This is a genomic window from Kitasatospora sp. NPDC057542 (genome assembly GCF_042801945.1).
Taxonomy (GTDB): Bacteria; Actinomycetota; Actinomycetes; order Streptomycetales; family Streptomycetaceae; genus Kitasatospora.
Genome location: NZ_JBHVFE010000088.1, coordinates 1 through 24,010, shown reverse-complemented (window position 1 = coordinate 24,010; position 24,010 = coordinate 1). Strand labels below are relative to the sequence as shown.

Genomic DNA, 24,010 nt, shown 5'->3' with positions numbered 1-24,010 from the left:
GCCTGGACAAGTCACCCGAGCTGATCATCACGCTGCTGGCGATCTGGCGGGCCGGCGCCGCCTACCTGCCGCTCGACCCCGGACACCCGGCCGACCGGCTCGCCCACCAGGTGGCGGACGCCGGAGCGGCGCTGGTGGTGGTCGACCAGCGGCGCCCGCGCGGGGCCGGACTACCCGCCGAGCCGGTCACCCTGGAGGAGCTGGACCGGCCCTCCCGGGCCGCCGTTCCACTGCCCGCCGCCGACCCGGACCGGGCCGCCTACCTGATCCACACCTCGGGCTCCACCGGCCGCCCGAAGGGGGTCCGGGTCGACCACCGCAACCTGGCCGCCGTCACCGCCGGCTGGCGCGCCGAGTACCGGCTGGACACCGAGGTGCGGGTGCACCTCCAGATGGCCGGCACCGCCTTCGACGTCTTCTCCGGCGACCTCGCCCGGGCGCTCAGCACCGGAGGCACCCTCGTCCTGGTCGACCGAGAGCTGCTCTTCGACACCGCCCGGCTGTACCGGGTGATGCGCGAGGAGGCCGTGGACGGCGGCGAGTTCGTGCCCGCCGTGGCCCGCGCGCTGCTGGCCCACTGCGAGCGCGAGGGCCTGACGCTGGACTTCCTGCGGCTGCTGATCGTCGGCTCCGACTCCTGGAAGGCCGCCGAGCACCAGCGGGTGCGCGCCCTGTGCGGCCCGCGGACCCGGCTGGTCAACTCCTACGGGCTGACCGAGGCCAGCGTCGACAGCACCTACTACGAGGGCCCGGCCGACGAGCTGGAACCCGGCCGGATGGTGCCGATCGGCCGGCCGTTCCCGAACAGCGCCGTGTACGTCCTCGACCCCTACGGCGAGCCCGTCCCGGTGGGCGTGCCCGGCGAGCTGTGGATCGGCGGCGCGGGCGTCGCGGCCGGCTACCCCAACGACCCGGAGCAGACCGTTCGGCGCTTCGTCACCCTGGACCTCGACGGAACGCCCGTGCGGCTCTACCGCACCGGCGACCTCGGTCACTGGGACACCGCCGGCACCGTGCACCTGCTCGGCCGGATCGACAACCAGGTCAAGATCCGCGGCCACCGGATCGAGCCGGGCGAGATCGAGGCCCACCTCACCGCCCGTCCGGAACTCGCCCAGGCCTGCGTCGCGGTCCGCCAGAACGCCCGGGGCGAGGCCGTCCTCGCCGCCTACGTGGTGCCCGCCGAGGGCACCGTGCTGGACCGCCGCGAACTGCGCCGCCACCTCGCCGAGCACCTGCCCACCGTGATGATCCCCTCCTACCTCGCCGAACTGCCCGCCCTTCCGCTCACCCCGAACGGCAAGGTGGACCTCGCCGCTCTGCCCGAGCCGAAGGCCGACACCGAAGGCGCCCAGCACGAACCACCCGTCACGCTCTACGAGACGAGGGTTGCCGAGCACTGGCGGAACCTGCTCGGCCTGGACGAAGTCGGCCTCCAGCACGACTTCTTCGAACTCGGCGGCAGCTCGATCCGGCTCATCGAGCTGATCCACCACCTCCAGAGCGAGTTCAACATCAGCATCCCGGTCGGCCTGCTGTTCAAGGTCACCACCCTGCACGGCATGGCCCGTACCGTCGAGCAGATCATCACCGGTGAGGTGGCCGGCGGCCAGGCCTACCTCTGGTTCAACGCCGAGGCGCCCGAGGACCGTACGGTCTTCTGCTTCCCGCCGGCCGGTGGCCACGGGCTGGTCTACCGGCAGCTCGCCGCGCACCTGCCGGAGCACCGGATCGCCTCCTTCAACTACCTGACCGGCGACGACAAGACCGACCGCTACGCGGACCTGGTCGAGGAACTGCACGCCGCCGGGCCCTACGTCCTGCTCGGCTACTCGCTCGGCGGCAACCTCGCCTTCGAGGTGGCCAAGGAGCTGGAACGGCGCGGGCGCACGGTCGGCTCGGTGCTGCTGGTGGACGCCTACCGGGTCACCGACGCCTTCGACCTCGGCGAGGAGCACCTGGCCGTCTTCGAGCGCGAACTCCACGAGCACCTGCACCGCCACACGGGCTCGCGGATCGTCGCCCAGCGGACCCTCGAACAGGCCCGGGACTACCTGGAGTTCAGCAGCCGGACGCCCAACAGCGGCACGGTGAGGGCCCAGGTGGACGTGGTCTGCGAGCGCGACCGGCTCTCCGTGCACGTGGGTGGAGAGCCGGGCTCCTGGCACGGCTCCTCCACCACGGGCACCGCGGTGTACGTCGGGCACGGCGCCCACGCGGAGATGCTCGACGGGGACTTCGCGGCCCGCAACGCCGAACTGGCGGGCGCCATCCTGGCCGGAGGCGCCGCCGATGGCCGCGGCTGACCGCGGACCGGACTGGTCCACGAGGGAGCGGGCCCCCGGCGGCCCGCCCCGGGTCATCGTGATCGGGGCCGGCCTGGCCGGGCTCGCCACCGGCTGCTACGCGCAGATGAGCGGCCTGGAGACCCGGATCTTCGAGAAGCACGTGCTGCCCGGCGGCTGCTGCACCGCGTGGTCCCGGCACGGCTACCTGTTCGACTACTGCATCGACTGGCTGATCGGCACTGCCGAGGGCACCGGAGCGCACCAGGTCTGGAGCGAACTCGGCGCCCTGGACGGCAAGTCGGTGACCCGCTTCGACACCTTCAACCGGGTGGTCGACGAACACGGCCGGGCCGTCACCTTCTTCGGCGACCCGGACCGTCTGGAGGCCCACCTGCTGGCCCTCGCGCCCGGCGACGCCAAGCCGATCCGGGACTTCTGCCGGGACCTGCGCCGCTTCGCCGCGATCGAACTGCCCTGGGACCTCACCCCGCCGCCGCTGCGCACCGCGGCGGAACGGCTGCGCACCCTGCGCACCGTCCTGCCCGCGTTCCGGCTGTTCTGGCGCACCGCGACCACCCCGATGAGCGGCTTCGCCGAGCGCTTCCAGGACCCGCTGCTGCGGCGGGCCTTCCCCAACATGTTCCTCCAGGAGCCCGCGGGCTTCCCCCTGCTGCCGTACCTGTACACCCTGGCGGCCGCGCACAACGGCAACGCCGGCTTCCCGCAGGGCGGTTCGCTCGGGCTGGCCCGATCGGTGGAGGAGCGCTACACCTCGCTCGGCGGGGTGATCGGCTACCGCTGCCGGGTGGAGCGCATCCTGGTCGAGGACGGGCACGCGATCGGGGTGGAACTCCGGGACGGATCACGGCACTTCGCCGACCACGTGGTGGCCGCCTGCGACGGTCCGACGGTGCTCGACCGGCTGCTGGAGGGCCGCTACTCCAGCCCCACCACCGAGCGCCTGTACGGCGAACTCCTCGACAAACCCGGCAACCTGTACCCGTCCGTGGTCTCCGCCTTCGTCGGCATCGACGGCCCGCTGCCCGAGGGCGAGCCGCACAGCACCACCTACCTGCTGTCGCCCGAGGACGGCGAGCGGCTGCCCGGCTCGCTCCAGCGCAGCCTGGTGGTGCAGCTGCGCTCGTCCTACGCGGACGGGTTCGCGCCGCCGGGCAAGTCGGTGCTGCACTGCACCTACTTCAGCGACTACCGCTCCTGGAAGGACCTGCGGTCCGGCGACCGCCGGGCCTACCGGGCCCGCAAGCAGGAAGTCGCCGCGTTCGTCCGGGAGTTCCTGGAACGGACCTACCCCGGACTCGGCCGGCGGATCGAACTCGTGGACGTGGCCTCGCCGGTGACCACCGAGCGGTTCACCGGCAACACCTACGGCAGCATCCTGGCCTGGCAGGCCTTCTCCGAGGCCGAGGACGCCGCCAACCGGCTGGTCAACCGGGACCGGATGCGGCTGCCCGGGCTGAGCGGCTTCTCCATGGCGGGGCAGTGGACCGCGCTCGGCGGGCTGATCCGGGCCGCCACCAGCGGACGGTTCGCCGCGCAGTACCTCTGCCGGGAGCTCGGCCGGCCGTTCCGGGCCTGGCCCAGCGACAACCGCGAACCCTGGCACACGGGCAAGTGGGGCCGCCTGCCGCAACTCGACCGGGCCACCGTCGGACTGCCGGAAGTGGGAGTGGCGGAGTGAGCGGGACGACCACCAGCAGCAGGCAGAGCATGGTCATCATCGGCGGAGGGCTCGGCGGCCTGTCCACCGGTTGCTTCGCCCGGATGAACGGCTACCGCACCCGGATCCTGGAGATGCACGAGATCCCCGGAGGCTGCTGTACCGGCTGGGACCGAGGCGAGTTCACCTTCGACTGCTGCATCAGCTGGCTGCTGGGCAGCGGGCCGGGCAACGAGATGCACCAGATCTGGCTCGAACTCGGTGCGCTGCAGGGCAAGCGGATGCGCAACTTCGACGTCTTCAACGTGGTGCGCACCCGGGACGGCCGGGCGGTCTACTTCTATTCCGACCCGGACCGGCTGGAGGCCCACCTGCTGGAGCTCGCCCCGGAGGACGCCCGGCAGATCCGGCAGTTCTGCGGTGGTCTGCGCAAGTTCCGTCTGGCACTGGCCCGTTACCCCTTCCTCAAGCCGGTCGGACTGATGGGAAGGTGGGAGCGGATGCGGATGCTCGCCTCCTTCCTGCCGTACTTCAACGTGATCCGCCGCTCGATCACGGTGCTGATGAGCGACTACTCGGCACGGTTCAGGAGCCCGCTGCTGCGCGAGGCGTTCAACTTCGTCCTGTACGAGAAGCACCCCAACTTCCCGGTCCTGCCGACGTACTTCCAGCTCGCCTCGCACGCCGGACAGTCGGCCGGGGTGCCGGAGGGCGGCTCGCTGGGGCTGGCCCGGTCGATCGAGCAGCGCTACCTGCGGCTGGGCGGCGAGATCACGTACAACACCAAGGTGACCGAGATCCTGGTCGAGAACGACCGGGCGGTGGGGGTGCGGCTGAGCGACGGCCAGGAGGTGCGGGCCGACATCGTGGTGGCCGCCTGCGACGGCCGGACCACCATGATGGACCTGCTCAAGGGCCGCTACCTGAGCGACACCTACCGCCGGCTGTACACCCAGACCATCACCGAGCCGGGCATGGTGTTCCCCGGCTACGTGACCGTCTTCCTCGGCCTGCGCCGGCCCTTCCCGGCCGGTGATCCGTGCACCACCTACCTTCTGGAGGACGAGGTCGCCGAGCGGCTCACCGGCATCCGGCACCCGAGCATCAACGTCCAGTTCCGCAGCCGCCACTACCCGGAGCTGTCGCCCGCCGACACCACCGTGGTGTACGCCAGCTACTTCTGCGACATCGAGCCCTGGCGGGAGCTGAGCACCGGGCCGGAGCAGGAGCCCAGGGTGCGGCGTGGCGAGGAACTGCACACCCTGCCGGTCGGCCGGGGGCGGGAGTACCAGCGGGCGAAGCGCCGGGTGCGCGACACCATCGTCGACTTCCTGGACGGCCACCACCCCGGGCTCAGGGCGGCGGTGGCCGTCAAGGACGTCTCCACTCCGCTCACCCAGGTCCGTTACACCGGCAACTACAACGGCACGGTGCTGGGCTGGCAGCCCTTCGTGGAGAGCGGCGAGACCCTGGAGGAGGAGATCAAGCGCAACGGCCCGGGGCTGCCCGGCCTGGCGAACTTCTACCTCTCCGGGGTCTGGGCGACCACCGGTGGGCTGATCCGGGCGGCGGCGGCCGGCCGACACGTCGTCCAGTTTATCTGCCGGGACGACGGCAGGCCCTTCACTGCCGAGGTGGACGACAGCGCGCCGCTTCCCACCCTGCTCATCGAACCGGTCGGCCCCGCCGGCCGGCAGTTTGGAGTCACCTCGTGAGGATCGAGAAGTGGGTCGTCCAGGAGCACGCGGACGGCGTGCCGGACGTGGAACGGATGTACCGGAAGGTCGTGGAGGAGCTGGACGTCCGGCTCGCCGCGGACGAGATGCTGCTGCGCACCCGGTACGTCTCGGTCGACCCGTACCTCCAGGGCATCGCGCTGGACACCCCGATCGGCGACCACATGGGCGCGGACGCGATCATGGAGGTGATGGAGGCCGGGCCGGACGCGCGCTTCGCGGTCGGCGACCTGGTGCAGGGCTTCGCCGGCTGGCGCAGCCACCTGGTCAGCAACGGTGCGCCCAGGCTCTGGCAGACCGGGACCTTCCCGATGGTCTTCCCGGCCTTCCGCCGGCTGGACCCCGCCGACTACGACGAGGCCCTGCCGCTCTCCACCGCGCTCGGCATCCTGGGCGGGCCCGGGATGACGGCCTGGGGGACGGTCGAGAAGTTCCTGGACGTCCGCCCCGGTTCGACGGTGCTGGTCAGCGGAGCCTCCGGAGCGGTCGGCTCGCTGGTCGGGCAGCTGGCCAAGCACCGGGGCGCACGGGTGATCGGCACCACGGCGGCGCCGGAGAAGGCGGCGTGGCTGTGGGAGCTGGGCTTCGACGGGGTGCTGCTGTACCGCGACGGCGACGCGCCGGATCGGCTGGAGAAGGAGCTGGCCGAGCTGGCGCCGGAGGGCATCGACCGCTACTTCGACAGCCTCGGCGGGGTGCTGACCGACGTGGTCTTCGGCATGCTCGCGGTCGAGAGCCGGGTGGCCGTCTGCTGGCAGTGGGCGAGCCAGGTCGGCGGGGACTGGGTGGGGCCGCGGCTGCTGCCCTTGATCATGTTCCCGCGCACCACGATCCGCGGCGTCTTCTCGCTGGAGTGGTTCACCGAGGAGAACTGGGCCGCGCTGCGGCGGGACGTCGGGGCCCTGGTCCGCGGCGGGGAGCTGACGTACCGGCAGAGCGTGCACCAGGGGTTCGACAGCATCCCGGCGGCCTACCGCGCCCTCTACCTGGACCGTGCGGCCAGCCGGGGGAAGGTGCTGGTCGAGCTCTGAGCGGGGCGAGGCCCCTCGGCGGTTCGTCGAGGGGCCCCGGCGTGCGGTCAGTTCAGGGTGAACCAGGTGCTCCGGGACTTCTTCCACTCGGGGTGGGTGAGGTCCTTGGCGGCGGTGGCGTCGCCGTAGAGGTCGGCGGAACCGTCGTCGGTGATCAGCTGGGCGCGGGCGCCGGGGGCGTCCAGGTCCGGGACGTCCGGGACGGCCTCCCAGGCGCCGTAGTCGCTGGTCGGCAGGTCGAGCAGCTTGGTCGGCTGGGAGCCGGGCTGCCCGTTCCAGCGGTAGAGCGCGTACGGGGCGGAGTTGTCCTCGGCGGCCCAGGAACCGGCGACGATCAGGTACTGGCCGAGGTCGTTGCGGCGGATGTCGCGGACGGACAGCCCGCCGAGGTCCAGCTCGATCGCGTTGCCGAAGGTCGCGTGCGTCGCCGAACCGTTGAGCAGCGAGGGGAAGTTGGTGACCGGGACGAGCAGCGCCCGGCCGCCGGTGACGGCCGGGGTGAGCGGCGCGCGGAAGCCGATGTAGGCGGTGCTGGTGCTGCCGGGGGCGAACTCCAGGCCCTCGACGTTGAACCCGTCGATCTGCTTGGGCGCCTGTCCGTCGGCGGCGCCGGCGGCGAAGCCGTAGCGCTTGCCGTGGGCGTCGTCCCAGGCGATCAGGTCGTCGCGCAGGCCGTGGTACGAGCCGGCCAGGGACAGCTGGGTGTCGGCGCCGGATCCGGTGACGGTGGTGGCGAAGACGGTGTGCCGGTCGGTCTTGACCACACCGTCCTTGTTGTTGCCGAGCGAGCCGGTCCAGTAGATGGTGTTGCCGACCCTGGTGGCGCCCTCGATGTCGATCTCCTTGGAGACGCCGAGGGCCGAGCTGAAGTCCCAGGTGCGGATCGGCGCACCGGAGTTGTTGCGGTCGTACAGGCGAAGGGTGTTGGACTCGTCGTCGCCGACCACGATGTAGCCGCCGCCCGCGTCCACGGCGGCCGAGGCGTCGCTGGAGCCGGTCAGGTAGCGGCTGGTGGCGGAGGACTGGACGGCGGGGGAGGCGGCGTAGTGCAGGGTGCGGGTGGCGCTCTTGCCGCCCAGACCGGTGACCTTGATGGTGAGGTCGGCGTAGCCGACGTCCTGCGCGGCGACCGCCAGGGTGCGGGTGCCGCCGGTGCCGCTCACCGTGACGTCGCCGGTGCGGGCCACGGCGCTGCGGGTGGTGGCGGAGGCGGCGACGGTCAGCGCGGAGGCCGAGGCACCGGACTGGGCGACCGTCACGGTCACGGTCGGGTCGCCGGTGGCGCCGACCGCGCCGGACAGGTACCCGGCCGAGAAGGTGATCGTCGGGGTGCCGTACGTGACCGCGCCGGCCGGGAGCGCGGGCAGGGCGAGCACGGGCACCGCCGCGACGGCGACGGCGAGCGGCAGCAGGCGGCGGAGGGAACGCGACACAGTGGCTACCCTTCGGCAGGTGGGGGAGTCGACGGAGGGTGCAAGCCTGCTGGCGCCCGGCGAACACCGCCCCTACGGCGACCCTACGACCGTGGACGGGCGGGCGAACAGCAGGCCTTGCGGCGGGGGGTGAGGCTCAGTCGGTGATCCCGGCCGCCCGCAGGCGGCGGACGACCGCGTCCCACTCGGGGGCGACCGGCTCGGTCGGACGGGTGCCGACGCCCTTGTCCTTGAAACCGCTGGAGGTCGACACGCAGACCACGGGGCCCTCGGAGAGGTCCGGTGCGCCGAGGCTGCGCAGCCCGGCCAGGCCGGCCGCCGAGGACAGCTCCGTCCAGAGCCCGGCCCGGGCCAGCTCCCTCTGGGCGTCCGCGAGTCGACCGTCGTCCAGGGTCAGCGCCCGGCCGCCGCTCTCGCGGACCGCGAGTACGCCGCGGTAGCCGCTGACCGGGGAGGTGATCGAGTACGCGTCGCTCGGGCCGACCGTCACGTGGGCGGCCGGCAGGCCCTCCGCGATGGCCCGGGCGAGCGGCCCGGAGGCGGCCGTCTCACAGGAGTGGATGCGCGGCACCCGGTCGGTGAGGCCCAGCCGCCGCAGCTCGGCGAAGCCCTTCCAGACGCCGAACAGGAGCTCGCCGTAGCCGGTCGGGACGAACACCGCGCTCGGCAGGCCGATGTCCTGGAAGATCTCGTACGCGACGGCCTTGTAGCCCTCGGGGCCGTACGCGTGCCCGGTGTGGGTGGTGGTCAGGTTGCTGACCGGGTGCAGGCCCAGCCGGTCGACCACCTGGCGCAGCAGCGGCCAGCGGGCCTCCCACGGCACCGGGAGCACCACCGCGCCGTAGGCGTTGAGGAAGGCGTCGACGTTCGGCGGCAGGTCCGGGCCGGTGAACACCACGCAGCGCAGTCCGGCGCGGGCGGCGTAGGCGGCGGCCGAGGCGCCGTGGTTGCCGGAGGAGGCGACCGCGAGGCCCGGCGCACCGACGCCCACGGCGGCACTGGTGGTGCAGCGGTTCAGCCGGTCCTTGTGGCTCCAGGTGGGGTTGCGCGACTCGTCCTTGACGTACACCCCGGGCTCGATCTCCACCAGCGGAGTGGCGCCCTCGCCCAGGCCCGGTGCGAGCAGCGGCGGCAGCAGCGGGGCCCAGCGCTCCAGGCCGCCGCGCACCGGGGAGGGGGCGAACAGGCCTGCCGGGTCGGCCTTGCCGTAGGCGTAGTCGACCTCGACGGGGTAGGAGACGTCGTCGGTGCCGGTGCGCGGGCAGCCGGCGGTGATCGGGGGCCAGAGCGGGAAGTCGAGGGCGGGGTCGCCGAGGGAGCGTTGGCCGGTCGCGAGGGAGTCTTCTGTCGGCATGCCAGGAGACTAGCCGGGCGGCCGAGCTGCGGTCCGGCGGTCGGCGGTGCTCGGCGCGAACCGGTTCGTGGGGGTACCGGTACCCGCCGTTGCGGGCGGGGGCTGCTCCGGCTGGTCTAGTTGCCCTGGCGGATCGCCGAGATGTCGAACTCCAGGACGACCTTGTCGCCGACCAGGACGCCGCCGCCCTCCAGGGCCGCGTTCCAGGAGACGCCGTACTCCTTGCGGCTGATGGTCACCGAGCCCTCCAGCCCCACCCGCAGGTTGCCGTACGGGTCGACGGCGTTGCCGGTGTACTCGAAGTCGATGGTGACCGGGCGGGTGGTGTCCTTGATGGTGAGGTCGCCGGTGACCCGGTACTCGCCGGCGGAGCGCACCTCGACCGCGGTGGAGCGGAAGGCGATGTCGGGGAAGTTCGGAGCGTCCAGGAAGTCGTTGGTGCGCAGGTGGTGGTCGCGCTGCTTCACGCCGGTGTCGATGCTCTCGGCCTTGATCACCACCTGACCGGAGGAGCGGGACGGGTCGCCGCCGTCCAGGTGGGCGGTGCCCTCGAACGTGTGGAAGGCGCCGCGGACCTTGGTCACCATGGCGTGGCGGGCGACGAAGCCGATCCGGGTGTGGGTGGGATCGAGGATGTAGTCGCCGGTGAGCTCGGAGAGGTTGGCGGTCATGGTCGGCGTGCCTCCTGCATGCGGGTCCCGGGTCTCGGCCCGGAGGTGGTCGGGCGGTCCCCGGACCACGCTAGGGGCAGTTCCCGCAGGCCGCGCGTCGACCGGTGTGCCGAGGCCGCCGGGCCCCCGGCCGTGGGGTGCCCGGCGGCGTCGCTCAGCGGTGGCTCGGGAACTGCACCACCTGCTGGTAGGTCGGGCGGTTCTGCCAGGTGGTCTTGGCGTCCGTCACGCCGCCCAGCGGGCGCTGGACGATCGTGTCGGCGCACCACTGGTCACCGGCCGCGCAGTCCGCGTCGCCCGGGTAGACCTGGGCGGGCGTCTGGGCGGCGGCCTGCTTCAGGGTGGTCAGCAGGACGGTCCGGCAGGCCGCGAGGTCGCCCCCGCCGCAGAACGGCCGGGCCAGCGGGCCGGCCACCCGGTCGCCGAGGACGGCGCGCAGGTCCTTGTCCAGGTAGCTCCACCAGCCGTACTGGAAGGCCGAACCCTTGTGCGGGATGGCCTCGTTGGCGCTCACCGGGCCGCTGGCGGGGCCGGCCTGCCCGCCCGAGGGGGACTCGTTGATCTGGAGGGCGCCGGTCAGCGCGCCGAACAGCGGATCGCCGAGGCCCGGCCGCATGACGCCGTCGGCGACCAGCGGCCACCAGGCGTCCATCACCCGGATCGCGGTGGCGTCCGCGTAGCCGTGGCTGCCCGGCGAAGTCTCCTTCCGCTGGGCGCCGTCGGCGAGCCAGGCCTCCAGCTGCTGCAGGGCGGTGAGGGTGGCCTGGTCGGTGACGGGGGCACTGCGCAGCACGCGGACCATGTCGGGCAGCACGTCCTCGGCCCGCAGGTCGGCCAGGGCGGCGCTCTCCATGGCCTGGGTGAGCGAGACCCGGCTCGCCTTGCCGCCGTTCCTGAGCAGGGACTTGACCCGGTCGTCCAGCAGGTTGCCGCGGTGTACCGAGCCGTTGCCGAAGCCGGCCGAGGTGTAGCCGTCCGCCTGCTTGTTGTTCCAGGAGACGTAGTAGTCCTGGTTGACGGACTGCGGGTGCTCGGCTGCCGGGGTGTACCGGGCGGTGTTGGCGGCGGGATCGAAGTCGGCCCACTCGTAGGCGGGTTGGGCCTGGACGGGCAGTCCGGGGTCCACGCCGGGGGCGCGGACCGGGTTGCTGCCGGAGTTGTAGTACGCGATGTCGCGTGAATCGGCGTAGAACCAGTTGAAGGTGTAGTTGATGTCCTGCGCGGCCTGCTGGAAGCCTGCCGCGTCGTGCACCGTGCCCGGGTCATTCAACTCCTGGAAGCCGATGATGGAATCGGCCTCGTGCCGGTAGGTGGAGCGCAGCGAGGTGAAGGCGACGGGTGCGCCGCCGACCGTGCCGCGGGCGGTCACCAGGCCGTACTTGGAGCGGTACATCACCAGGGTGTAGGAGCCGGCCGGGGTGGAGTCGGCAGTGGTGGGGTTCCACGCGTTCCTGCGTTCCAGCCGCTCGAAGGGCAGGCACTGGCCGTGCCAGAGGTAGGAGCCGGCGGCGGTGGTGGCCGGGGAGCCGTCGGTGGTGCAGAGCGGGACGGCGTAGGTGTCGGTGATGTCCTGCCCGGCGGAGGTCGCGCTCCAGGCGTAGTCCTGGCCACGGCCGAGCTGCACGTAGAAGCTCAGGCCGGCGAAGGCGGCGCCGCGTGCGCTGATCCCGGGGCCCTGGATCTCCTCCAGCATCAGCAGCTGCGGGGCGAAGTAGCCGGTCTGCGGGCCGAACACGGCCACCGGGTGGCCGTCGTCGGTGTGCGCGCCGGAGACCAGCAGGGCGTTGGACATGCCGTGCCGGGCGGTCAGCAGGTTTCCGGGCAGGACGCCGTTCGCCTTGGTGGCGGCGGAGCCGGCGGAGCCGGTGGCGTCGTAGACCACCCGCTCGGGCACCACCGAGCCGGGGTCGGGCAGCGCCTCGCCCCGCGGGTGGTCCGGGACGGTCGCGTACGGGAAGCTCTGTCCGTCGTGCAGGGTCTGGACGGCCTCCGGGTCGTCCGCCTCGCGCAGGGACTTCCAGACCGCGTCCCCGGCGTCCTTGCCGTACCGGGCCTCGGCGGCCGACTTGACCTGGGCGGAGGCGAGTTCGTTGCCGCCGCCGGAGCCGAACAGCGCGCCGACCACGGAGGCGAGGGCGACCAGGTCGGTCAGCTTGAACGGTTCGATCGAGCCGGCGTTGGTGATCGGGTCGATGTGCCCGGTGAGGTCGTACTCCCCGGGGAAGGTGCGAGCGTTGTAGGACTCCTTGGCGTACTGGTTGATGCCGTCGAGGTAGGCGTTGGCGTCGGCGAGCGCCTGGGTGGCCCGACCGCCGCGGGCGGCGATGGCGTCGATCTGCTGCTGCAGCTCCGCCTCGGTGTACGGCGCTGCCTGCCAGAAGGTCTGCTCCAGTTGGCGGTTGGCGGCGGCGCCGCCGGCGAAGCCGGACAGCTGGCCGCGGCCGACGTGCCGGAAGAGGTCCATGACCCAGAGCCGGTCCTGGGCGGCGGCGTAGCCGGCGCCGAACTCGGTGCCGTAGCGGGTGGTGCCGGTGATGTGGGGGACGCCGGTGGCCTTGTCGCGCACGATGGTGACGTCCGGGCGCGGGCTGGTGGTGCTGGCCACCTGGTCGGTGGGGACGCCGAAGGAGGCGTCGTTGAAGAACTCGCGCAGCTTGGCCTCGGTCAGGCCGGGGTAGCCGGAGGCGAGGGCGGCGTACGGGCCGAGCTGGTCGTCGGTGTGCGCGGGGCGGGTTCCGAAGGCCCGGTTGAGCAGGATGTCGGCGAGGGTGGCGTTGCCGTTCTCGCCGGGCGGCAGGATGTCGGCGCAGTGGCCGCCGCAGTAGTCGCCGGCGGCGGTCGCCGCCGCAGGGGCGGGCGCGGCGGTGGCGGTGGGGGTGGTGGTCAGGGCCGCGGTGACGAGCAGGGCCGGGGCGAGGGCGGCGGCCGGGAACCGGAGGGAGCGGGGGCGGGGGCGTTGGCGCAAGGCGGACTCCTCCGTCGAAGTCTCACGGAAGAGTCGACGGTAGGGGCGCTACTGGCCGGTTGGCTAGTGGCGTGCATGCCATTTTCCGTGCGGTGACCGGGAGTTGAGGGCTCGGTGGTCCGCGGGTCGGTCGGTTCGACCCGCGTGTGGGCCGGGGCGGCACCGGGCAGTGGCCTGGCCGTTTCCGTGACGAGGGAGAGCGGGCGGGGCGTTGGTCGAGAGCGGGTCCGTGCGGGCCTTGGCACGGGTGGTGTGGCGGCGGAAGGAGCTGGTGCTGCTGCCCGGGGTCGCGACGGTGGTGGTGGGTGGGCTGCTGTCGCTGCTGGTCTGGGCGGAGGTGTGGGCCGGGGGAGCTGGTGGCCGGGGCGGCACTGTGCCTGGGGGCGGCCGTGACGGTGACGGCGAGCCTGTACGGGGTGTTCCGAGCCGCGCTGTACCGGGAGCCGGCCGGGGTGGTGACGGCGACGGCGCCGGGCCCGGTCTTGCGGGTCTCGGAAGTGGAGTAGCCGGGCGACAGGGCGGCGCCGCACCTGCCTGGCTCAGTCCGGAGGTGCGGCGCCGGGTCGGTGGGGCCTCGAGTCAGGGCTTGAGCACCAGGCGGATCGGGTTGCCCTCCTTGCTGTCCAGCGCCTCGACCGCGCGGGCCGCCTCGGCCAACGGGAAGGTCCCGCTCACCGAACGGGAGAACTCGAGCCGGCCACCGCGGACCAGGTTGACCAGGTCGACGACGTCCTGGCCCTCGGAGCCGTAGTGGCCGCGGATCTGCTGGCGCAGGTAGCTGACCAGGGTGCCGTTGGTGACGGTCAGCGGCTTGTCCGTGAGGCCGACCAGCACCAGGCGGCCGTGCTCGCCGAGGGTGGCCATGGCCTGCTCGCGCACCGGGGCGACCCCGGCGAAGTCGAAGGCGGCGGACAGCGGGCGACCGCCGGTGGCCTCGTGCAGCAGCTCGGCGAACCCGTGGTCGGCCGGGTCGAGGGCGGCGTCGGCGCCGAAGGCCAGGGCGCGCTCGCGGGCGGCCGGCAGCGGGTCGACGGCGACGATCGGGAAGGCGCCGATGGCCCGCAGCAGCTGCACGCCGTGGGCGCCGAGGCCGCCGACGCCCCAGACGCCGACCGCCTCGGCCGGGCGCACGGCGCCGGTGGTGGTGATCGCGGCCCAGGGGGTGGAGACCGCGTCGGGGATGAAACAGGCCTGCTCGAAGGGGAGCTCGTCCGGGATCGGCACCAGGGTGGTGGCGGTGGCGAGTGCGTACTCGGCCCAGCCGCCGTCGTAGTCCACACCGCGGGTGTACGTGACGCCGTCGCGGGTCTCGCCGGCCTGCAGCAGCACCCGGTCGCCGACGGCCGCGGTGGTCACCCCCTCGCCGAGGGTGTGCACGGTGCCCGCGACCTCGTGGCCGAGGGTGACCTTGTCGCCCTTGAGGAAGAGCGGCTTGAGCATGCCCTCGATCAGGTGGACGTCGGAGAGGCAGACGCCGGCGGCCTCCACCTTGATCAGCACCTCGCCCGGGCCGGGCGCCGGGACGGGGACCTCCTCCATGGCGAAGGCGCCCTTCGAGACGTCGAGCCGGCCGGCGAGCATCGTGGTGGTCATCGGGACTCCCCTTCGTGCGGGGGCGGCGGGTCGGGTCGGTGCCCGCCGCCGCTCCGGAAGTTACTTGTTATCCAACAAGCAAGTTCACCGTAGCATGGTGGCATGTCTACGCACGATGAGGACCGAACCCGCGCTGCCGGGGCTCCCGGGGAGGTGCCGGTGCGCCGCACCCAGGCCGAACGGCGTGCCCGGGCCGAGTCCGCGCTGATCGCGGCCGCCGCCCGGCTGATCGCCGAGCACGGCAGCACCGGGGTCACGCTCGCCAGGGTGGGGGAGGAGGCGGGCTTCAGCCGGGGCCTGGCCACCCACTACTTCGGCTCGAAGGCCGCGCTACTGGCCCGGCTCCAGGAGGCGGCGCTGGCCGAGGCGATGGCGGCGGCCGCGCCGGAGCGCAGCGGGGCGGGGGCGGTGGACGAGCTGTGCGGGTTCGCGCGAGGCTGCCTGGAGGGCGTGCGCAACCCGACCGACCTGGGCCGGGCCTTCGTGGTGCTGGGAGCCGAGGCGCTCGCCGGGGCCTCGGAACTGACCGCCGCGGTGGCGGAGTTGGACGCCCGGACCCGGGAGTGGGCGGCCGAGGTGGTCGGGCAGGGGCAGCGGGACGGCGAGCTGCGCCCCGGCGTGGACCCGGGAGCCTTCGCGCTGGCCTTCGTCGGGCTGCTCAAGGGGTTGGTGGTGCAGGCCGCGGCCGGTCCGAAGGCCTTCGACGTGGGGGTGGCGGTCGCGGAGTCCGAACGGTGGATCCGGCTCGCGCTCACGGCGGGCTGAGGGCGCGTCCCGGGGCGGGCGGCCGGGAGTCGGGCAGGGAGGGAGCGGCGCCGCCGCACGGGGCCGTGCGGCGGCGGGCGGGGGGTGGCGGCCGGCCGACCGGGGTGGGGTCACGCCCGCCGGGTGGGCGAACTCCGGCGCGCCGGCGGCGTGATGCGCACCCGCTGGGTGGCGGGCGCCCTTTCGAGGTCGTCCAGCTGGGCGAGGACGGTGGCGCGCAGGTCGTCGTCGTCCTCGAAGTGGTGGTCGTTGAAGAGGGTGTAGCCGGACCACATCAGGTTGGCGCAGACCCGGGGCGGGACCTTGCCCGTGGCGGCGCCCATGCCGACCAGGGCGACGGACCGGATGGAGCCCGGCACCAGGTGGTTCTGGTGGTGGACGGCCTGGAAGGCGGCGGCGCAGGCCAGCGCCACGTTCAAGGTCTCGCTGACGTTCTGTGAGGAGGTCTGCATGGTCGGGGCCGATATCAGGAACACGGGGTTGACGGCGCCGGAGGGCACGCAGACCGCGCTGCCGACCGGGAGGCTGCCGGCGTGCCGCTCGCGGATCGCCTTCTGGACCCGCAGCTGGATGCCCGCGCCCAGGTGACGCTTGATCGCCGCGTCCGTCCCGCCGTCCATCCGACCGCGGGAGTTGGTGGGGCTGACCCAGGCGTCGACCTTCGCGGTGAGGAGGGAGGCGTGCCGGATCTCGATCCCGGGGACGTCGGCGAAGGCCGCCCGCCAGGACTCCACGACCGCCGCGTTGAGGTCGGTCAGCACCACCTTGAGCGGCGACGGGGTGCGGTCCGTGGTCATGCTGGGCTCCTGTCGGTCGGGTGTGCGGCCGGGCCGGTCGATCCGGGTCCTTGGTGACACCGACGAAGCTAGCGCCCGGGTCCGACAACCCGTCCACCCCCGGTCGGCGGCCGGTCGGGGCGGGCCGGACTGTCGGACCCCGCTGGTAGGACTGTGGTGTCCGCCAGGGAAGCTGACGGGCCATCACCTGCCGTTCGTCTGTCATTCGTACGGTCCCGACCAGCCGGAGTCGCACCACCATGAGCGCTGTCGACACCCCCGCCACCCAGCCCGACCCGAACGACCCGCTCGCCCTCGCGGAGCTCTTCACGGGCGGCGGCGAGCCGTGGCTGCCGCTGCTGAAGCCGGTCATCGAGGCGCAGCCCGGCGCCGCGTCGTTCATCGGCCCCGGCCGCAGCCCGGAGGTCGTCCCGGTCCGCGAGCTGACCTTCCAGGCGCTCAAGCCGCACGCGCCGCACAAGTGGAAGGTCGTCGTCTTCGGCCAGAACCCGTACCCGAGGCCGGAGAGCGCCACCGGCATCGCGATGTTCGACAACACCTTCCACGACTGGAAGGACAGCCAGTTCGGCCGGGTGATCAGCATCCGCTGCCTGATCAAGGCCGCGGCGATGTGGAAGTACGGCATCCCCAAGAAGACGCCGATCGCGGACATACGGGCGCTGCTGAAGAAGCAGGAGACGGTCCAGCCGCCGGAGTGGTTCCAGGCGATGCTCACCCAGGGCGTGCTGCTGCTGAACGCGGCGCTCACCGCGAGCAGCGACGGCGCGATGGGGCCGGACCAGCACACCGGGTTCTGGCGGCCGGTCGCCGAGCGGATCGTCGAGGAGATCCTCCGCGCCAAGCAGCAGGCCGCCGAGGAGGACCGCTACGTCGTCTTCGCCTGGTGGGGTGCGCACGCGCGCAGCCTGAAGAACGTCGTGCTGCGGCTGCAGGAGAAGTACCCCGAGGTCGAGGTCCGCCACATCGACCACGCCAACCCGGCGGCCCAGGGTGACATCTTCTGCGACGGCGAACACTTCGCCACGGTGAACGCCGCCCTCGCCTCGCTCGGCGCCGACGAGGTCGACTGGCTGCCCAGCGCCGGGTGGAACGCGCCGTCGGCGCAGGGCGGCGGGGCGCAGGACGGGACCGCCGAGCGGATGGGCGCCTTCATCGCCTCCACCATGGAGCTGCACCAGCTCTACCTGGACCGACTCGCCGGGGTGAAGGACGAGGGCCTCGTCCTGCCCGCCATCACCGGTGTGTTCGACACTCCGCTGCTGGGCTTCCGGGAGGCGGTGTCGCCGGTCGCCGAGCTGCTGCGCGGCCTGGACCGGCACGTGTCGCTGTCGCACGACTTCGGCAAGCGGCGGGCGGACGAGGCGGCCACCGGCCTGTCCGCCGACGAGATCGCCGCGCTCTACCTGTACACCTGCGAGTCCGCGTTCTACCGGGAGATCAACGCGGTGCTGCGCTCGCCGGACCGCAGCCGGCTGGTGCCGTACCTGCCGTACCTGCGGCTGCTGTTCGCGGCGGTGTCGCGGCTGCCCGCCCGTACCGCGCCGCTGTGGCGCGGGGTGTCGCTGGACCTGCGGGGGCAGTACCCGCTCGGGAAGACGGTCACGTGGTGGGGCGTGTCCTCCTGCACCTCCGAGCTCGGGGTGGCGCGGTCCTTCCTCGGCAGCCGGGGCAAGCGGACGCTCTTCGAGGTGCGTCCGGCGCGGGCCGCCGGCATCAAGAACTTCTCGGCGTTCACCGGCGAGGAGGAGTTCATCCTGCTGCCGGGCACGCAGTTGGAGGTCACGGAGGTGCGGGCCGAGCGCGGCGGCCTGTGCACCGTGACGCTGACCGAGCTGGAGGAGGCGCCCCTGGTGTCCTGAGGTGCCCGGGCCGAACCCGCCCTCGGAATGGCGACTAAGTCAGTAATTTTACTGAGTTAAGTTATGCTGGCCTCCGAGCAGCAGGTGAGCACGCGGTGCAGGAAGGGACGCGAACGATGACCTCGGAAACCCGGAACCTCGACGGCGAACTGGAGCGGGAGAGGGCCTACGTCGAGGTCTGCCGGGCGGCGACGGCCCGGCAGGTCGAGGACGCGAGCCACCAGGTCGTCGCCGGGGAGGACGTCTCAGGCGACGGCGCCAGTGCGGAGGCACTCGGCCGGTACCTGCGCACCCGCGCCAAGCGGATGAGGGAGCTGCCGCAGAGCCCGTCGTTCTTCGGCCGCCTGGACTTCGCCGACACCGCGGAGGCCGGCGACCACCGGCGGCAGCGCTACTACGTGGGCCGACGGCGGATCTCCGAGGACCCGACGGTGGCGCCGCTGGTGGTCGACTGGCGGGCCCCGGTCTCCCGGGCGTTCTACCAGGCGAGCGCCCACGCCCCGCTCGGGCTCGCGCGGCGCCGGCGGTTCGGCTGGGCGCCGTGGAGCCTGGGCGCACCCGAGGAGCTGACCGGGCTGGAGGACGAGCCCCTCGGCGAGTCCAACGGGTTCGCGGGGGCCGGCGGACGCGGTCCGGCGGGGGGTGGGGGCAGCAGGGAGGGCGGTGCGGGCGGCATCCTGGCCGCCGAGGTGGAGCGGCCCCGCACCGGCCCGATGCGGGACATCGTCGCCACCATCCAGCCCGAACAGGACGCGCTGGTGCGGTGCGGGCTGAGCGAGTCGGTGTGCGTGCAGGGCGCGCCCGGCAGCGGCAAGACCGCCGTCGGGCTGCACCGCGCCGCGTACCTGCTCTACAGCTTCCCGCAGCGGATCCAGCGCAGCGGCCTGCTGGTCATCGGCCCCAACCGGACCTTCCTGCGCTACATCGCCGAGGTGCTCCCCGCGCTCGGCGAGATCGACGTCACCCAGAGCACCGTCGAGGACCTGGTCGCCACCCGACCGGTCACCTCGGTGGACGACGAACGGGCCGCCGCCGTCAAACAGGACGCACGGATGGCGACGGTGCTGCGCCGGGCACTGTACGGCCGCATCCGGGCGGCGGGCTCGGAGCCACTGGTCGTCCCGGACGGCTCCTACCGGTGGCGGGTGTCGCCGGAGCGGCTCGACCGGACGGTCGCCGAACTGCGCGAGCAGGCGCCGCCGTACGCGATCGGCCGGGAGAGCCTCCGTACCCGGGTGGTGGCGATGGTCCAGGACCAGGCCGAGCGCCGGTCCGGCGTCAGGTCCGGTGCCTGGTCACGGAAGATCGGCCGCTGCAGGCCGGTCGCGGCCTTCCTGGAGGCCGCCTGGCCCGATCTGCGCCCGGAGGCCGTGGTCGCCGCCCTGCTGAGCGACCCGGCCGTGCTGGCCGAGGCCGCCGACGGCGTGCTCGGCCCCGAGGAGCAGGCGGCGATCCTGTGGCGCCGGCCGCCGCGCTCGGAGCGGAGCGCCCCGTGGTCCGAGCACGACCTGATGCTCCTGGACGAGGTGGCCGGCCTGGTCGAGCGCCCGGCCGGCTTCGGCCACGTCGTGGTGGACGAGGCCCAGGACCTCTCCCCGATGCAGTGCCGGGCGATCGCGCGCCGCAGCGCCTTCGGCTCCCTCACCGTCCTCGGCGACCTCGCCCAGGCGACCGCCCCGTGGGCCGCCCGGAGCTGGTCCGAGCAGCTCGCCCACCTGGGCAAGCCGCAGGCCGCAGTGGTGCCGCTGACCACCGGCTTCCGCGTCCCGGCCGCCGTGATGGCACTCGCCAACACCCTGCTGGGCGCGCTGGACGTGGACGTGCCGCCGGCCGTGTCGCTGCGACAGGACGGTGAGCTGACGGTGCGGCAGGTGGCCGGCGGCAGGCTGGGCGGAGCGGCGGTGGCGGCGGTGCGGGCCGCGCTGGAGCGCGAGGGTTCGATCGCGGTGATCGCGGCGGACGGCGCGGTGACGGAGGCCGGCGAGGCGCTCCGCGCGGCGGGAATCCCGACCGGGGCGGCCGAACAGGTCGGTTCCACGGCGCGGGTGACGGTGCTGCCGGCCTCCCTGGTGAAGGGGCTGGAGTACGACCACGTGGTGGTGCTGGAGCCGGCCGCCATCGTGGAGGCCGAGGCACGTGGCCTGCACCGGCTGTACGTGGTGGTGACCAGGGCGGTCTCGCGGCTGGACGTCCTGCACTCCCGCCCGCTGCCCGCGCCGCTGGCCGGGTGACGGCGCGACAGGGGAGGGCGGGCAGCGGGCGGGTGCGGGATCGCGCCAAATGCGGTGCCGGTTCGGGCAATTCGGGAAAGCGGCCGCCGAACTGCCGGGTGCCCGCGAGGATTTCCGTATGCCTACGATCATCAGACTGGCCGGAGCCGGTCTTGCCGCAGCCCTGTTCCTGACCGCCGCCACCACGACGGCGGGGGCGACCACCGCGCCCGCCGGGGGTCCGACCCTCATGCGCCAGCGGGTGGTCCTCACCCAGGCCGGGAACTACCCCACCGAGCAGAACCGGCACGGCGTCGTCTCGGTGTCCTGGAGGTCGATCGGCACCGAGGACCTCACCGGGCCGACCCACTTCACCGTCGACCTGCCCCCGGGGCTCACCACCGGCGGCGCGATGTTCCACTCCACGCCGTACGACTACACCTTCACCGAGACCGTCTCGCCCGACGGCCGCCACCTGGAGGCCGTCCTGAGCGGCAACCGTCGCTCCGGGGCCGAGGAGTTCCTGCAGATCCCGGTCGTCGCGGAGGGGACCGGCCCGGTCACCGGCGCGATCACCGCGAGGGTGGCCAACGCCAACGACACGATCCCCACCGGGCACGTCTCCACCTACCTGCTCGGCATCGGCCTGCTGCCATCGCTGTTCGCCCCGAAGCCGCGGATCGGCGAGGTCGGCGCCACCACCGGCCCGGGAGCGGGCGGCACCCCCGTGACCGTCGCGGGCGAAAGCCTGGCCGGTGCGATGGTGCTGGTCGGCGGCGTCCCGGCGCCGGGCACCTGCACCGACACCGCCTGCACGGTGACCACGCCCGGCGGCTCGGGCAGTGCCGCCGTCACGGTGGTCGGACCGGGCGGGACGGTCGAGGCCCCGGCGGCGTTCGACTACACCGGCGCCCCGCCGCCGCCCCCGGTGGCGCCCTCGGTCTCCGGCCTGAACACCCCCTCGGGCCCGGTCGGCGGCGGCACCGCGGTCATCGTGACCGGCGAGGACCTGGCCGGCGGCACGGTCTCCTTCGGCGGGTGGCCCGCCACCCGCGCCTCCTGCGGCCCGCAGCTGTGCACCGCCACCGCCCCGGCGGCCGATCAGCCCGGCCCGGTGGACGTCACGGTGACCACGGCGGGCGGCACCAGCGGCCCGGTGGCGTTCACCTACGCGCCGTAGCACCCCTGGCCGCCGGGGCCGGCCGCACCCGCGGCGGCCGTGCCGGTGACCGTAGCCGGGCCCGGTCGTCCGTCCGCGGCCGAGCGCAGGGATCGCTACTGTCGGGATACATCACATGCAGAACAAGTGATTTGAAAAATTCTTCAATTTCATACATGCTGGCGTGCCGTCGGGCTGGTACGAGGAGCGTCCGGGCGCCACCGGCGGACGCAGGAAGGAGCGGTCGTGACCGCGGCAATCGGCGAATCAACGGCCGACAGCCGGCCGGTCGGGGGAGGGCGCGGCATGAGTCCCGCCGCCGTCGCGCGCGAACGGGTACGGGCCGTCCTGCCCACCCGGGCGATCCTCGCCACCATGGGCCGCTCCCCACGCAAGGACCTGCTCGCCGGCCTCACGGTGGCGATCGTGGCGCTGCCGCTGGCCCTCGGCTTCGGCATCTCCTCCGGCGCGGGCGCCGAGGCCGGACTGGCCACCGCCGTCGTCGCCGGGGCGCTGGCCGCCGTCTTCGGCGGTTCCAACCTCCAGGTGTCCGGGCCGACCGGCGCCATGACCGTCGTCCTCGTCCCGATCGTCGCCCGCTACGGAACCGGCGGCGTGCTGACCGTCGGCCTGCTGGCCGGGGTGGTCCTGGTGGCCCTCGCCCTGGTCCGGGCCGGGCGCTGGATGGCGTACGTGCCGGTGCCCGTGGTGGAGGGCTTCACCGTCGGCATCGCCGGGGTCATCGCCCTCCAGCAGGTGCCCGGCGCGCTCGGCGTGCGCAAGCCCGAGGGCGACAACCCGGCCGTGGTCGCGGCCCGGGCGGTGCGCGACTTCGCCGCCGCACCGCACTGGACCTCCGTCGGGGTGGCGCTCGCCGTCGCCGCCGTGATGCTGGTCGGCGTACGGCTGCGGCCCGCACTGCCGTTCTCGTTGATCGCCGTCGTCGCCGCGACCGTCACCGCCAAGGCGGCCGGCCTGCCCGTCGCCACCATCGGCCACCTGCCCACCGGCCTGCCGGCGCCCTCGCTGGGCTTCCTCGACCTCTCCGCCGTCCCCGCGCTGCTGCCCTCCGCGTTCGCCGTCGCCGCGCTGGCCGCGCTGGAGTCACTGATGTCCGCCACCGCCGCCGACGCGATGAGCGTGTCCGAACGCCACGACAGCGACCGCGAACTGTTCGGCCAGGGCCTGGCCAACCTGGCCGCCCCGCTGTTCGGCGGTGTCGCGGCGACCGGCGCGATCGCCCGTACCGCCGTCAACGTGCGCTCCGGTGCCGCCTCCCGGCTCGCCGCCCTGGTGCACGCCGCCGTCCTCGCGGTGATCGTCTTCGCCGCCGCGCCGCTGGTCGCGGGGATTCCGCTGGCCGCCCTGGCCGGGGTCCTGATCGCCACCGCCGTCCGCATGGTCCAGGTCGGCTCGCTGCGGGCCCTGGCCCGCACCGGGCGCGGCGAGGCCGCCGTGCTGGCCCTGACCGCCGTCGCCACCCTCGCCTTCGACCTGGTCACCGCCGTCGTCGTCGGCATGCTCGTCTCCGGCGTCCTGGCGCTCGCGGCCGTCGCGAAGGCCACCCGGATCGAGCAGGTCCCGCTGCACGCCGACCTGCCCCGGGCCGACCACCACGAGGAGGAGCAGGCGCTGCTCGCCGAGCACATCGTCGCCTACCGGATCGACGGGCCGCTGCTGTTCGCCGCAGCCCACCGCTTCCTGCTCGAACTCACCGAGTCCGCCGAGGTCAGGGTCGCGATCCTGCGGATGTCGCGGGTCAGCGCGATCGACGCCAGCGGCGCCACCGTTCTCGGCGACGCCATCGCCGAACTCCGGCGCCGCGGCACCCTCGTCCTCGTCTCCGGCATCCGCGATGAGCACCACCGGCCACTGGACGCCCTCGGCGTGCTCGACCGGCTGCGCGCCGACGGACACGTCTTCGCCACCACCCCCGAGGCCATCGCCCACGCCCGTACCCACCTGCACGACCGGGACGCCCCCGCCGGCCACGACGTCACGGCCGCCGTGGCCACCGGCCCGGCAGTTGACCGGAACCCCCGCTGACCTCCGCATTCGTCCCGCAGACCACCTCCGAACACCCTGGATATCCTGAACCCATGAGCGACAACCTTCCCCCGTGCCCGCAGTGCTCCAGCGAGTACACGTATGAGATGAACGCCCTCATGGTCTGCCCCGAGTGCGCCCACGAGTGGGTGCCCGGTGGCGCGGACCAGGCCGGCGCGCCGGCCGGCGAGCGCGTGATCAAGGACGCCGTCGGCAACGTGCTGAGCGACGGCGACACCGTGACGGTGGTCAAGGCGCTCAAGGTCAAGGGCAGCGTCTCGGGCATCAAGGCCGGCACCAAGGTGCGCAACATCCGCTTGGTGGACGGCGTCGACGGGCACGACATCGACTGCCGCATCGAGGGCTTCGGCGCCATGCAGCTCAAGTCCAGCGTGGTCAAGAAGGCCTGACCCGCGAGCCTGAAC

The 24,010-nt window shown here is 73.4% G+C and carries 16 protein-coding genes; 10 read left to right on the top strand and 6 right to left on the bottom strand.

Features of this window, described 5'->3' with window-relative positions:
• The 4 genes from ACFU7Y_RS14185 to ACFU7Y_RS14170 all read left to right on the top strand — a co-directional run.
• On the top strand, nucleotides 1–2,306 hold a 2,306-nt coding region (locus tag ACFU7Y_RS14185), incomplete at its 5' end, for an amino acid adenylation domain-containing protein (RefSeq protein ID WP_380768047.1).
• Nucleotides 2,293–3,987, top strand: coding sequence for a phytoene desaturase family protein (locus tag ACFU7Y_RS14180; RefSeq protein WP_380768046.1), 1,695 nt, complete (start codon nucleotides 2,293–2,295; stop codon nucleotides 3,985–3,987). The genes ACFU7Y_RS14185 and ACFU7Y_RS14180, both read left to right, overlap by 14 nt.
• 29 nt (nucleotides 3,988–4,016) lie before the next feature.
• A complete protein-coding gene (locus ACFU7Y_RS14175) occupies nucleotides 4,017–5,681 on the top strand; it encodes an NAD(P)/FAD-dependent oxidoreductase (protein ID WP_224278073.1) in 1,665 nt (554 codons plus the stop codon).
• Nucleotides 5,678–6,733 carry an MDR family NADP-dependent oxidoreductase gene (locus tag ACFU7Y_RS14170; protein ID WP_380768045.1) on the top strand — a complete coding sequence of 352 codons (1,056 nt, stop codon included), beginning with the start codon at nucleotides 5,678–5,680 and terminating at the stop codon, nucleotides 6,731–6,733. The genes ACFU7Y_RS14175 and ACFU7Y_RS14170 overlap by 4 nt, the downstream gene beginning before the upstream one ends.
• A 47-nt stretch (nucleotides 6,734–6,780) precedes the next feature.
• On the opposite strand, the gene ACFU7Y_RS14165 is transcribed toward ACFU7Y_RS14170, so the two are convergent.
• The 5 genes from ACFU7Y_RS14165 to ACFU7Y_RS14145 form a co-directional block, all read right to left on the bottom strand.
• Nucleotides 6,781–8,166 (bottom strand): hypothetical protein, encoded by a 1,386-nt coding sequence (locus tag ACFU7Y_RS14165; protein ID WP_374119940.1) that lies wholly within the window; start codon nucleotides 8,164–8,166, stop codon nucleotides 6,781–6,783.
• Between the two features lie 136 nt (nucleotides 8,167–8,302).
• Nucleotides 8,303–9,520: a pyridoxal-phosphate dependent enzyme gene (locus ACFU7Y_RS14160; protein ID WP_224278066.1), complete on the bottom strand. Its 1,218-nt coding sequence runs from the start codon at nucleotides 9,518–9,520 to the stop codon at nucleotides 8,303–8,305.
• A 116-nt stretch (nucleotides 9,521–9,636) separates the two neighbouring features.
• A complete protein-coding gene (locus ACFU7Y_RS14155) occupies nucleotides 9,637–10,191 on the bottom strand; it encodes a YceI family protein (RefSeq protein WP_224278067.1) in 555 nt (184 codons plus the stop codon).
• Nucleotides 10,192–10,345: 154 nt separating this feature from the next.
• Nucleotides 10,346–13,156, bottom strand: a complete 2,811-nt coding sequence (locus ACFU7Y_RS14150; protein WP_380768043.1) for a penicillin acylase family protein — start codon at nucleotides 13,154–13,156, stop codon at nucleotides 10,346–10,348.
• Nucleotides 13,157–13,735: 579 nt separating this feature from the next.
• Complete coding sequence (locus ACFU7Y_RS14145; protein WP_224278069.1) at nucleotides 13,736–14,749, bottom strand: zinc-binding dehydrogenase; 1,014 nt, start codon at nucleotides 14,747–14,749, stop codon at nucleotides 13,736–13,738.
• Between the two features lie 102 nt (nucleotides 14,750–14,851).
• Here ACFU7Y_RS14145 and ACFU7Y_RS14140 point away from each other — a divergent pair, with 102 nt between their 5' ends.
• Entirely contained in the window at nucleotides 14,852–15,514 is a 663-nt protein-coding gene (locus ACFU7Y_RS14140; protein WP_224278071.1) for a TetR/AcrR family transcriptional regulator, read from the top strand.
• 110 nt (nucleotides 15,515–15,624) lie between these two features.
• Here the strand turns inward: ACFU7Y_RS14140 and ACFU7Y_RS14135 are convergent, their stop codons facing one another.
• Nucleotides 15,625–16,311 (bottom strand): macro domain-containing protein, encoded by a 687-nt coding sequence (locus ACFU7Y_RS14135; protein ID WP_224281295.1) that lies wholly within the window; start codon nucleotides 16,309–16,311, stop codon nucleotides 15,625–15,627.
• Between the two features lie 239 nt (nucleotides 16,312–16,550).
• Between ACFU7Y_RS14135 and ACFU7Y_RS14130 the strand changes: the two genes are divergently transcribed.
• The 5 genes from ACFU7Y_RS14130 (at nucleotide 16,551) to ACFU7Y_RS14110 (ending at nucleotide 23,995) form a co-directional block, all read left to right on the top strand.
• Nucleotides 16,551–18,170 (top strand): ADP-ribosyltransferase domain-containing protein, encoded by a 1,620-nt coding sequence (locus tag ACFU7Y_RS14130; protein ID WP_380768041.1) that lies wholly within the window; start codon nucleotides 16,551–16,553, stop codon nucleotides 18,168–18,170.
• Between the two features lie 116 nt (nucleotides 18,171–18,286).
• Entirely contained in the window at nucleotides 18,287–20,401 is a 2,115-nt protein-coding gene (locus tag ACFU7Y_RS14125) for a HelD family protein (RefSeq protein WP_380768040.1), read from the top strand.
• Between the two features lie 118 nt (nucleotides 20,402–20,519).
• Complete coding sequence (locus ACFU7Y_RS14120; protein ID WP_380768038.1) at nucleotides 20,520–21,560, top strand: IPT/TIG domain-containing protein; 1,041 nt, start codon at nucleotides 20,520–20,522, stop codon at nucleotides 21,558–21,560.
• A gap of 285 nt (nucleotides 21,561–21,845) precedes the next feature.
• On the top strand, nucleotides 21,846–23,585 hold the full coding sequence (locus tag ACFU7Y_RS14115) for a SulP family inorganic anion transporter (protein ID WP_224281299.1): 1,740 nt from the start codon (nucleotides 21,846–21,848) through the stop codon (nucleotides 23,583–23,585).
• Between the two features lie 53 nt (nucleotides 23,586–23,638).
• Nucleotides 23,639–23,995 (top strand): zinc ribbon domain-containing protein YjdM, encoded by a 357-nt coding sequence (locus ACFU7Y_RS14110; protein ID WP_224281300.1) that lies wholly within the window; start codon nucleotides 23,639–23,641, stop codon nucleotides 23,993–23,995.
• Nucleotides 23,996–24,010: the final 15 nt, after the last annotated feature.